Here is an 11,266-nt window from a genome sequence, read left to right on the forward strand (position 1 = left end):
CAAGTCCATGTCGAAAAGAGTCTCGGAACCAACCGCCCCACCCGTCGAGCGCGCATTTCTGGTCGGTGTAGAAGTCAAAAGCCAGCCCGGTCTCCTTTCACTCGAGGATTCTCTGAGCGAGCTTTCGCTGCTGTGTGAGACCGCAGGATTGGAAGTGGTCGGCGAGACGAAACAGCGCCTGGATACACCTCACCCCAATACCTACATCGGGTCGGGCAAGGTGGAAGAAATCCGTCTGCTGGTCGAAGAGACTCTTTCCAATGTGGTGGTGTTCGACACCGAATTATCACCCACCCACCAGCGCGAACTGGAAGAAAAATTAGGTGATAACGTCCGGGTTCTCGATCGCACCGCGATCATCCTGGATATTTTCGCCCAACACGCCAATACGCGCGAAGGGAAATTACAGGTCGAGTTGGCGCAATACGAATACCGGTTGCCCCGCCTGACGCGCGCCTGGACGCACCTCGCCAGACAGGCCGGTGGCGGCGGCGGGCGCACCGGCAGTGTTGGCGGGGTTGGCCTGCGCGGCCCGGGTGAAACGCAGTTGGAAGTCGACCGCCGGGATATTCATCGCCGGATTTCGGCGCTCAAAAAGGAACTGGAGAACGTCCGCGCGCACCGCAGCCGGCACCGCGACCAGCGCCGCCGGACTCAGATTCCGGTGATCGCCCTGGTTGGCTATACGAATGCCGGAAAATCGACTTTGCTCAATCACCTTTCCAAAGCCGACGTTTACGTGGCCGATAAGCTTTTCGCAACCCTCGACCCCACCACCCGCCGGGTCGAATTACCCGGCGGCCATTGGGTTCTGATGACCGATACGGTCGGCTTCATTCAAAAATTGCCCACCCAGCTCATCGCCGCATTCCGCGCCACCCTGGAAGAGATCACCGAGGCGGATCTGCTTATCCACCTGGTTGACGCGACCCATCCCAACGCTCATGTTCAGTGGGACTCGGTCAAGGAAACCTTGAGCGCCATCGATGCCGGAAACATTCCAATGATTACCGCATTGAATAAGATCGACCAGTTGTCCGATCCAGAGGAAGCCCAACGCCTCACAACGGAATACGAGGATGCCATCGCGATTTCGGCTTTGAAGGGCGCCGGGATACAGAACCTCTTGAGTTCGATCGAACGGGAACTCTTCGAAACCTTCGTCCCCGTGACGGTCTATCTGCCATTCCAGGAAGGCCAACTGATTTCGTTGTTCCACGAGCAGGGACAGATCGCCACCACTGAAAATACGCGGACCGGCGTGACCATCCAGGGCAACCTCCCCGGCCGGCTCATCGCCCGCTACCAGCCTTTCTTCGAACGTCCAAAATCAACGGAGGAATAAATGCTGCAAGGCTTTTCGCGGTTCCTCGATCAGGCCTCCGAATTCCTGGCCACCCGTAAGGGGTTGTTGCCCATTCTGGGCATGCTCCTGATCGGGGTGAATTTCGTCTTTCGACTGGCCGTCCCGGGATGGTTCCAGGAGTCAGATTTCTTCCTGCATCTGGGACTCATCCTGGCGATATTGGGCTTTTTACTGGCGCAAGCTTTATAAGAATCGCAAACGGGCCGCAAAATGCGGCCCGTTTACAATTCATAGGAATAGAATTACTTGGTTTTCTTTTCTTTTTCGACGCTGATGACTTCGCGACCCTGATAATGGCCGCAGTTGGGGCAAACCGTGTGCGGTAAGCGCATCTCGCCGCACTGGCTGCATTGAACCAGGTTCATAGCCATCAGTGCATCATGCGCTCTGCGGCGATCGCGACGACCCTTGGATAATTTCCGTTTTGGAAGAGGAACCATGCCAAACTCCTGTATCTGATTGCCAGCCGGCAAATTTAAGCTCTTGAATAAGCCGTCGAATTATATCCGCAGCCTGTCATTTATGTCAAGAGAACCGCCGGCATTTTCTTATGGAGCATTCCGGATCAACACACCATGAGGAATGGGTTCGCACGAATCATCGCTCGCCTGATGTCCTGGTTTTTCAACCAGCTCTACACTCGCCTGGCCTGGGCCTACGACGGAGTGGCCGGCCTGGTCTCGCTGGGCCGGTGGCAGGATTGGGTGCTGGCGATGATCCCCCATGCAACCCCATCCCCAACCCTGGAGGTGGGTTTCGGCCCCGGCCATCTGCAGAGCGCATTACGTCTTCGGGATGATGAAATTTACGGGATCGATCTCAGCCGTCCGATGTGCAACTTGACTCGCAAACGTCTTCTGGAAATCGGCCGGGTTGCCAGGATCACCCGCGCAGATGTCGAGAATGCCCCCTTCCCGGATGAAACCTTTTCCCGAATTGTGACCACCTTCCCGGCGCCCTACATTTTTTCTCCCGCAACGGCGCGGGAGTGCTACCGGTTATTGAAAGCGGATGGGGTCCTGGTGGTATTGCTCTCGGTGCAAATGAATGGGAATTCTCTTCCCGAAAGGGTCATACGCTTGGTCTTGCGGCCCCCTGGTCTGAGAAAGGCGGAAAATCTGGCAGTCGAGACGATCTTCGCAGCCTACCGGGCGCAGGGTTTCCAGACGACTTCCCAATGGCTCCGGTCTCGCGAAGACGACCTGCTGGTTTTATCCTTCCAGAAACCTGGCTTTATTATTAAAGGATTCTGAGATAAAATTCAAGGTATGGAAATTCAGATTGCAGTCGCCAAAACCAATCGATACGCCACAGCAGAAAGCGGCGATACCCTCGAAGTCGTCGAACGTCCGAATGGCGGCGTTTCAGTCGTACTGGCGGACGGCCAAACCTCCGGCAGAGCGGCGAAAATAATCTCTTCCATTGTTGTTCGTCAGGTCATCGGGCTGCTGGCGGAAGGCGTGCGCGACGGCGCAGCCGCCCGAGCCGCTTCCGATCATCTCTTTACGGAACGCAGCGGCCGAATCAGCGCCACGCTGAATATTCTTTCTGCCGACCTGCAGACCGGAACGCTGGTCATTACCCGCAACAACCCGACGCCGATTTTCATTGCCCGCGTCGAAAAAATCGAATGTCTGACCGGCGAAAGTACTCCGATCGGAACTTCGCGCAACATTCGTCCCGCCATTACCGAAATTCCCCTCGAACTTGGTTTGACGGTCGTTCTCTACACCGACGGGGTGTGGAATGCCGGCGATCAGTACGGATCGCATTTGGATGTGTGCACATTACTGGAAGCAACACTGGAAGAACAGGAGCCGCCCGCCCAGGAAATTGCGGATACACTCCTGGCGCAGGCCATCCGTTTGGATCATGGCCGGCCAAACGACGATATGAGTGTGGTCGTTTTACGAGTCATCCCGAACGAAGAAGAGGGAATTCGACGGATGGGAGTACGGCTGCCGGTTCCGGTTACCTCGCCATTCAATCAATGAGATTTACCGTCCGGTCTCTGTTGGCATGCCAGGAAAGATCCTCGCGATCCATCCATGGGAAATACCTCAGATGCTGACCCTCTTATAGGTCTTGTTGGCGTCTGCGCTGCGGGAAAAACAACCATCACAGCCAGGCTGAGAGCCTTGGGAATCCGCGCCAAACCGATCGCGCAAGAACATTCCTACGTCGCCGATATGTGGCTGCGTCTCACCCATCCCGAAATTCTCGTCTTCCTGGACGCTTCCTATCCGGTCTGCATGGCTCGCAGAAAGCTAAACTGGACGGAAATGGAATATCAGGAACAACAACACCGCCTCAGGCATGCCCGGCAGCACGCCAATTTATATATTTTCACCGATGATTTGACGCCGGAGCAGATTATTGAGAAAATCAGAGCCTTCATACAGGTCTGGCGACAGCAATGAAATTCCTGGGCCTTAATTCGCCCTACACATCCAATTCCATCGAGTGTATAATCCTACAATCCGCCAGCTGCGTGCTGGCATTTGCATGAATCGGAGGCCACTCTCGAATGAGTCGACGTTATGTAAACATCCTTTTGATCTTTGTACTCCTCGCCGTTTCAATTTGGGCGGATCTCACCACCAGCGGCATCGGCAAGTTTCAGCCCAAGACTGTTCTAGGGTTGGATTTACGCGGTGGTTTGCAGGTCATTTTGGAAGCCAAACCCGCCGCGGGGGTCACGGTTACACGCCAGGACCTCGAAGACGCCAAACAGATCCTGGAAAATCGCGCGAATGCCCTGGGTGTCAGTGAAGTCACCTTCCAGGTCGCCGGCGATAATAGCATCGTGGGTGAATTCCCGGGCGTCACGGATCCGAAGGAAGTGATCGATACCATCAGCAAGGTCGCTTTGCTCGAATTCGTCGATTTCGGGGATGTCAACCAGAGCGAAATCATGGGAAAGACGGTCATTACCGACGAAGGCGGCACAGCATCCACCACCGCCACGCCTGAGGCGACCGCCAGCGCAGAGGCCACACCGACCGCTGAGGCAACCCAGAGCGCCGAAGCGACTCCGACGGCTGAACCCAGCATCACTGAAAAGATCTGGCACACGGTGATGATCGGCAGTGATTTGAAAGAGGTTGGTGTTCAACCCGTTCAAAACTCGGCCTACTATGAGATCTCCTTCACCCTGTCGGATGAAGGTACAAAAATCTTCTCGGATTTCACCACCAATAACGTTGGCAAAATTCTGGGCATTGTCCTCGATAAGAAAGTCATCTCCGCTCCCAGCATCAATACCGCCATTACAGAAGGCCAGGGTGTCATTACCGGTAAATTTACCCGCGACGAAGCCAATAACCTGGCCGTGCAGATGCGCTATGGCTCCCTGCCTGTCCCCCTGGAAGTCGTCCAGACTCGTTTGATCGGTCCGACCCTGGGCGCCGATTCGTTGAATAAGAGCCTGATCGCTTACGGAATTGGTTTCGTGGTGATGATGCTCTTCATGGCGATTTATTACCGCGTTCCAGGTTTGATGGCTGACCTCTCGATCATGACCTATGCTGTGATTGCCTTTGCCATCTTCCGTTCCATTCCGGTGACATTGACGCTCTCCGGCATCGCTGGTTTCATGTTAAGTACAGGTTCAGCCCTGGACGCCAACATCCTGAGCTTCGAGCGTATGAAAGAAGAATTACGCGCTGGACGTACGGTTGCGCAGGCGATCGAGTTGGGTTGGAAACGCGCCTGGCCGTCCATTCGCGACTCGAACATCGCCGCCTTGATCACAAGCGCCATCCTCTTCTGGTTTGGTTCGACTTTTGGCGCCAGCATTGTCAAAGGCTTTGCGCTGACCCTTGCGCTGGGTGTTGTGATTTCTGTATTCACTGCGCTTTTTGTCACACGCAATTTCCTCGGGGCTGTAATGTCCTGGATCAAAGACGCAGAAAAACGCCCCGGCCTGTTTGGCCTCTAAAAAGGAACCGGCTATGCTCGATATTCTCGGTAAACGCTACTATTTCTTTCTCTTCTCCCTCGTGGTCATCGTTTCAGGCCTGATTGTCCTGGCGATTCACGGCCTACCGTTGGCCGTCGATTTCAAGGGCGGTTCGTTGCTGGAGGTCCAATTCAGCACCACCAATCTTCCTACCACGGAAGCCATCACGAAGATCTACGAAGCCAATGGCTTCAATGAAGTCTATATCCAACGCACCGCACTCGAACAAGGCGCTCCTGAAGACTCTTTGATCATCCGCTCACCGTTCATGGATGATGCCATGCGCACCACCATCGTGAACGAGATGAAAACACAATTCAACGAGCCCAATCTCGTCATCAACCGCTTCGAGAGCGTTGGCCCATCCATCGCCACCTCCGTGGCCCAGCGCGCCTTATTGGCGGTTGCTGTGTCCGCTCTGGCCGTTATCCTTTACATCACGCTGGCCTTCCGGGGTATTCAACACGCCTTCCGCTATGGTGTGTGCGCAATCGCTGCCATGATCCACGATATTCTGGTGGTCATCAGCGTTACAGCCATCGGTGGACAGTTGTTTGGCTGGCAGGTTGACTCGCTCTTCTTAACGGCGCTGCTGACGGTCATCGGCTTCTCCACGCAGGACAAGATTGTGGTGTTCGATCGTATTCGCGAAAACAGCGCCTTCCTGCGCAAACTGCCCTTCGAAACACTGGTCAACCATTCGATCGTCCAGACGTTGGAACGCTCGATCAATACCCAGTTGATGACCGTGGAATTCATGCTGCTTTCGCTGGCTTTGTTTGGCGGCGTCACCCTGCGTGAATTCGCAGTCATTCTGCTGATCGGTCTGGCGTGCGGTACTTACTCCTCGATCTTCATTGCGGCTCCGCTGCTGGTGATCTGGGAGAAGAAAGAGTGGCGCACCTGGTTCAGACACGCGACTCCCAAGACCGCTTAATCACGATCGCAAATGTCTCAGGCAAGGTTCCACCCCATCCAACGGGTGGAACCTTTTGATTTTCAACGAGTTTCGGCCCACGAGCTTGCAAGGTTGGAAGGTTATTAGGGTATTTTTATAACAAATCTCAGTACCCAAAAGACACACATCAAGTAAAATGAAATTTGCAAACCTGTGAAAACTCATTGATGGTGTAGTTTTCTGAAATTCTATCCCCGAAAAGAGGAAAAAGATGCGTAAAGAAGTGGTTCTGATCACTGGAGCCAACGGTGAAATTGGTCACGGCCTGATCACTCATCTGGGTGAGCAGGGGAATGTAGGTATAGTTGCGTTGGATGTCAGCCCGCTGGACGAATCGCTCAAGAAATATTGTGAACGCTTCATCCAGGGTGATATTTTGGATACGATGATCCTCGGTCGTCTTGTATCGGAATTCGAAATCCGGACCATCTATCACCTGGCATCCATTCTCTCGACAAAGGCGGAATACAATCCCGAAACAGCTCATCGAATTAACGTCGAAGGCACGTTGAATCTGTTGCGCCTGGCCGTCGAGCAGGCCGCCTGGCAGAGCCGTCCGGTCAAATTCTTGTATCCCAGTTCGATCGCCGTGTATGGGTTGCCGGATTTGAAGACCAAGGAAGCAGCCGGGAAAGTCAAAGAAAACGAATATTTACAGCCGACGACCATGTATGGCTGCAATAAACTTTATTGCGAGCACCTGGGTCGCTATTATTCTTCAAATTATCGCCAACTGGCAGCCGATCGTTGCCAGAACACAATCGATTTCCGCTGCCTGCGCTTCCCCGGCCTGGTCAGTGCTGTCACCATCCCCACGGGTGGCACCAGTGACTACGGTCCCGAGATGTTGCATCACGCCGCGCAGGGAATCCATTACGATTGCTTCGTCCGCCCCGACACACGCCTGCCCTTCATGGTCATGCCGGATGCCATCAAATCGATTCTGGATCTGGAAGCAGCCCCGGCCGAGAAGCTCACTCAGCGCATCTATAACGTCACCAGCTTCTGCCCCACCGCGCAGGAATTTTACGATATCATACTCAAGGCCTTCCCCAACGCGGATGTGGATTTCAAACCGCATGCCAGTCGCCAGGGTATCGTCGACACCTGGCCATGCGACATCGATGACTCGGCTGCGCGGCGTGATTGGAACTGGAAACCCAGTTACAATCAAGAACGCTCTTTCGATGATTACCTGCTGCCGGCCATCCGCCAACGCTATGCGGTAAAATAGGCTTCAAGCATCATAAAATAGCATCGCTTCAAGGAGGCATGATGACCGAAACGACACCCACCTCTCTTTACACATTGGCTGAAGATGAAAGAGCAGCCGGGCTCATGCTCTACACGGTAAACGCCCTCATCTGGGGTGAAGTGGTTGTAAAACAAGCCATCCGGGTCAGCACCTGGCTGCGCACCAACGCCGCGCCGGATAAAATCTTCTTATACGGCGCCAAGATGCTGCTAACAACCACCACCGGGAATGTTCAGCCTGCCAGCCATCGTGAGATGATCGTTCCGGTCAGCGTGGTGAATGCCTATCACCTCATTCCCCCCGCCAGCGATCCCCTGGATTATGACCCGACCGAACCCAACCGGATGATGGTGCCGGCCGTGATTCTCCTTGGATCGTCGCGCATCAGCGGCAAAATGCGCATGACCCAACAGAGCAACCTGCAGAAATACCTGGATGTGGCCCACGAGAGTTTCACGTCCATCTACGACGCTGAAATCAAGAACAGCCTGCTGCCTTCACTCGGCACGCTCAAGGTTCCTTTCTTGCAGGTCAGGTTGGAAGCAAGCATTTTTGCCTCCCTATGATGGCGTAAGCAAAAAGAGTAAAATAGAGCCAGCCGCTTTCACCAGGCGGCTGGTTTTTCTTTCACCAAAATTCTACTCGACTCCCAGAGAGACACATCGATCATCCATGGTGGTGCAGATATGAGTGACATGAATTCGAACAATCCCGTCCCATTTAAAGCAGAAACTCACCAATTACTCGAAATTTTGATCCACTCGTTATATACAGAACGAGAAGTTTTCCTGAGAGAATTGATTTCCAATGCATCCGATGCCCTGACGCGTCTAAACTTCGAGACGCTGACGAAACGTGAAATACAGGATCCTGAACTCGAACTGGGCATCTGGATCACCGCCGACCCGGACGCCAAGACCTTGACCATCCGGGATACCGGGCTTGGCATGACCGCTGCGGAATTGGCTGAAAATTTGGGCACCATCGCGCATTCCGGAGCCCGCGCTTTTCTCGAAGCGGCCCGTTCGGGCGAGGCAAAGGTCGAAGATATAATCGGGCAGTTTGGGGTTGGTTTTTATTCGGCTTTTATGGTGGCCGATTGGATTCGGGTGACCTCGCGCTCTTTCCAGCCCGAGGCAGCGCCCGCGGTGTGGTTCTCGACCGGCGCGGATACTTTTACAGTGGGTCCGGCAGAGAAAAATGAGCGCGGCACGGAAGTGATTCTGCGCGTCAAAGACGAATATCTCGAATTCTGCAAAGAAGAACGTATCCGCCAGATCATCAAACGCCATTCGGATTTTGTTCCCTTCCCGATTTACGTCGGTGAAAACAAGGAACAGGCCAACCGCCAGACGGCTCTGTGGCGCCAGCAACCCCGTCAGGTCCAGGAAAAGGACTATCAGGACTATTATCGCCAGCTTACCCTCGAATTTGAACCTCCGCTGAGCTGGCTTCACCTTTCGGTCGATGCCCCGGTCCAGGTCTACGCACTCCTCTATATCCCCGCCTCGGCGGAGCCCGGCATCGTATCCACCCGAAAAACGGATGGCTTGCGACTTTACGCCCGCAAAGTATTGATCCAGGAGTACTGCAAGGATTTGCTGCCCCAATACCTGCGTTTCATGGCGGGTGTGGTCGATTCGGAGGATTTACCTCTGAACGTCTCGCGGGAATCCGTTCAATCGAACCGCACCATGGGACAGTTGAAAAAGCTGCTCACTTCGAAGGTCCTGGATCACTTCGCATCCCTGGCGAAGGATCATTCGGATACCTACACGAAATTCTGGACGGTTTATGGAAGCTTTCTCAAAGAAGGCATCGCCACGCCCAAGGAAAACTCGGAGCCGCTGCTGCCCTTGCTGCGTTTCCATTCGCTCAACCATCCCCAGGATTGGATCAGTTTCGACCAATATCTGGATAATATTCCCGCGGAACAGAATCAGATCTATTACCTGTTGGGCGACAGCGAAATGGCCGCGTTGCACAGCCCGCACCTGGAAGCTTTCCGTTCGCGAGGACTCGATGTGCTGATCCTGGCCGACCCGATCGACTCGTTCGCCTTGCTCAATGTAACCCAGTACAGGGATCACACCCTGGCCGACGCCGCGACGGCTGACCTGCCGGCCGCCCCTGAAAAGACGGAAAAACCGGCTGAAGCCGAAAAACTGATGGATGAGGCCCAATCCGAATCGATCCTGCAGCGCTTCAAGACGGTCTTGACGGACAGGATCAGTGATGCCCGTTTGAGCGATCGCCTGGTCGAATCGCCTGTGCGCCTGGTCCAACCGAAAGAGGGCCCCAGCGCAGAAATCCAGCGTGTTTACCGCATTCTGCAAAAAGATCTCGACACACCCAAACCGGTTCTCGAGATCAACCCCTCCCACCCCATCATTCAGGCATTGGCACGGTTAGGACAAGATGACGTTTCGGCTTCGTTGATGGTCGAACAGATCTTTGCCAACGCCCAAATAATGGAAGGATTGCCCGTGGAACCCTCCCAGATGGTCGATCGTATTCAGCAGATCATTCTAAAAGCCCTCAAATAATGATCCGAGGTGATGTGCAATGGATAAGCCTGCCGTCTTTATAACCCGCCTGATCCACGAACCGGCCCTGGAGAAAATCCGCGCCGTGGCAGAGGTCGAAGTCTGGCCGTTCGATTCTCCCCCGCCCAGGAGTATCCTGATCGATCGCGCCGGACGCATGGACGGCCTGCTGACTCTCCTGACGGATCCGATCGACACGGAAGTAATCGCGGCCGCGCACGGAAAACTCAAAGTCATCAGCCAGATGGCGGTAGGTTTCGACAATATCGATGTCAAAACGGCTAACGCGCAGCGAATTCCAGTTGGAAATACGCCCGGCGTGCTCACCGAAACGACTGCCGACATGGCCTGGGCGTTGATCATGGCCACGGCTCGTCGCATTCCTGAAGCTGACCGCCAGGTCAGGCAGGGCATCTGGCATCCCTGGGGGCCGTTCGTCCTGACCGGTACCGATGTCAGCGGCGCCACGCTGGGTATCATCGGCATGGGGCGCATTGGGCAGGCCGTTGCCCGGCGCGCAAGGGGTTTCGACATGCGTATCCTGTATACCGATTTGAAACGCAATCCGGAAGCCGAACAACAACTGGGCGCGCATTTCGTCACCCTCGGCCAACTGCTCGCCGAATCTGATTTCGTCAGCCTGCACAGTTACCTTTCGGCCGAGAATTACCATATGATCGGCAGGCAACAGTTGGCAATGATGAAACCCGGCGCCATCCTCATCAATACCGCCCGCGGCGGTCTGGTGGATCCACAGGCGCTGACCGAAGCCCTGCGAAACGGTCCAATTGGGGCTGCCGGCCTGGACGTATTCGAACCCGAACCCATTCCCCAGGATCATCCCCTGTTGGCAATGGACAACGTCGTCATTGCGCCGCATATCGCCAGCGCCAGCAAGCAGACCCGACTGCGCATGGCGCTGATGGCAGCCGATAACCTGATCGCCGGTTTGCAGGGGAAACGCTTGCCGTTCTGCGTCAACCCCGAGGTCTATGAAGTATCGGGGCCGCGCTGAAGAGGTTTCATCTCCGCATCCGCCGGGGAAAATGACATCGCCGAATTCCATGACGAAAATACCGGATAATTGAGGACTTTTGTTTGTCAAAAAACGCATAAAATTGAGTCATTGTTCACAATCGAGTTTGACGAAATTACCGTATGATGAGATGAAGATTTTAAC

Annotated in this window: 12 protein-coding genes; 11 read left to right on the forward strand and 1 reads right to left on the reverse strand. The window is 54.6% G+C overall.

Translation table 11 applies throughout. The features are described from left to right. Positions 1 to 7: 7 nt before the first annotated feature. The gene (gene hflX / locus LARV_RS13130; RefSeq protein ID WP_075074064.1) at positions 8 to 1,345 is read left to right on the forward strand and encodes a GTPase HflX; all 1,338 of its coding nucleotides are present in this window, start codon (positions 8 to 10) and stop codon (positions 1,343 to 1,345) included. Next, on the forward strand, positions 1,346 to 1,555 hold the full coding sequence (locus LARV_RS13135) for a hypothetical protein (protein ID WP_075074065.1): 210 nt from the start codon (positions 1,346 to 1,348) through the stop codon (positions 1,553 to 1,555). Between the two features lie 53 nt (positions 1,556 to 1,608). Here the strand turns inward: LARV_RS13135 and rpmF are convergent, their stop codons facing one another. Next, a complete protein-coding gene (gene rpmF, locus LARV_RS13140; protein ID WP_075074066.1) occupies positions 1,609 to 1,806 on the reverse strand; it encodes a 50S ribosomal protein L32 in 198 nt (65 codons plus the stop codon). Between the two features lie 135 nt (positions 1,807 to 1,941). Here rpmF and LARV_RS13145 point away from each other — a divergent pair, with 135 nt between their 5' ends. The 9 genes from LARV_RS13145 (at position 1,942) to LARV_RS13185 (ending at position 11,101) form a co-directional block, all read left to right on the forward strand. Beyond that, the gene (locus LARV_RS13145; protein ID WP_083522554.1) at positions 1,942 to 2,619 is read left to right on the forward strand and encodes a class I SAM-dependent methyltransferase; all 678 of its coding nucleotides are present in this window, start codon (positions 1,942 to 1,944) and stop codon (positions 2,617 to 2,619) included. A gap of 15 nt (positions 2,620 to 2,634) precedes the next feature. After that, positions 2,635 to 3,360: a SpoIIE family protein phosphatase gene (locus LARV_RS13150; RefSeq protein ID WP_075074068.1), complete on the forward strand. Its 726-nt coding sequence runs from the start codon at positions 2,635 to 2,637 to the stop codon at positions 3,358 to 3,360. Between the two features lie 54 nt (positions 3,361 to 3,414). Further along, on the forward strand, positions 3,415 to 3,786 hold the full coding sequence (locus LARV_RS13155; protein WP_075074069.1) for a hypothetical protein: 372 nt from the start codon (positions 3,415 to 3,417) through the stop codon (positions 3,784 to 3,786). A gap of 107 nt (positions 3,787 to 3,893) precedes the next feature. Further along, positions 3,894 to 5,306 carry a protein translocase subunit SecD gene (gene secD, locus LARV_RS13160; protein ID WP_075074070.1) on the forward strand — a complete coding sequence of 471 codons (1,413 nt, stop codon included), beginning with the start codon at positions 3,894 to 3,896 and terminating at the stop codon, positions 5,304 to 5,306. A 13-nt stretch (positions 5,307 to 5,319) separates the two neighbouring features. Beyond that, positions 5,320 to 6,264: a protein translocase subunit SecF gene (secF, locus tag LARV_RS13165; protein ID WP_075074071.1), complete on the forward strand. Its 945-nt coding sequence runs from the start codon at positions 5,320 to 5,322 to the stop codon at positions 6,262 to 6,264. A 232-nt stretch (positions 6,265 to 6,496) separates the two neighbouring features. Then, a complete protein-coding gene (locus tag LARV_RS13170) occupies positions 6,497 to 7,519 on the forward strand; it encodes an NAD-dependent epimerase/dehydratase family protein (RefSeq protein WP_075074072.1) in 1,023 nt (340 codons plus the stop codon). Positions 7,520 to 7,560: 41 nt separating this feature from the next. Continuing rightward, positions 7,561 to 8,106 carry a hypothetical protein gene (locus LARV_RS13175; RefSeq protein ID WP_075074073.1) on the forward strand — a complete coding sequence of 182 codons (546 nt, stop codon included), beginning with the start codon at positions 7,561 to 7,563 and terminating at the stop codon, positions 8,104 to 8,106. A 120-nt stretch (positions 8,107 to 8,226) separates the two neighbouring features. Continuing rightward, a complete protein-coding gene (htpG, locus tag LARV_RS13180) occupies positions 8,227 to 10,086 on the forward strand; it encodes a molecular chaperone HtpG (protein ID WP_075074074.1) in 1,860 nt (619 codons plus the stop codon). A 19-nt stretch (positions 10,087 to 10,105) separates the two neighbouring features. Further along, the gene (locus LARV_RS13185) at positions 10,106 to 11,101 is read left to right on the forward strand and encodes a 2-hydroxyacid dehydrogenase (RefSeq protein WP_075074075.1); all 996 of its coding nucleotides are present in this window, start codon (positions 10,106 to 10,108) and stop codon (positions 11,099 to 11,101) included. Positions 11,102 to 11,266: the final 165 nt, after the last annotated feature.

Origin of the sequence: Longilinea arvoryzae, assembly GCF_001050235.1 — a bacterium.
GTDB lineage: Bacteria > Chloroflexota > Anaerolineae > Anaerolineales > Anaerolineaceae > Longilinea > Longilinea arvoryzae.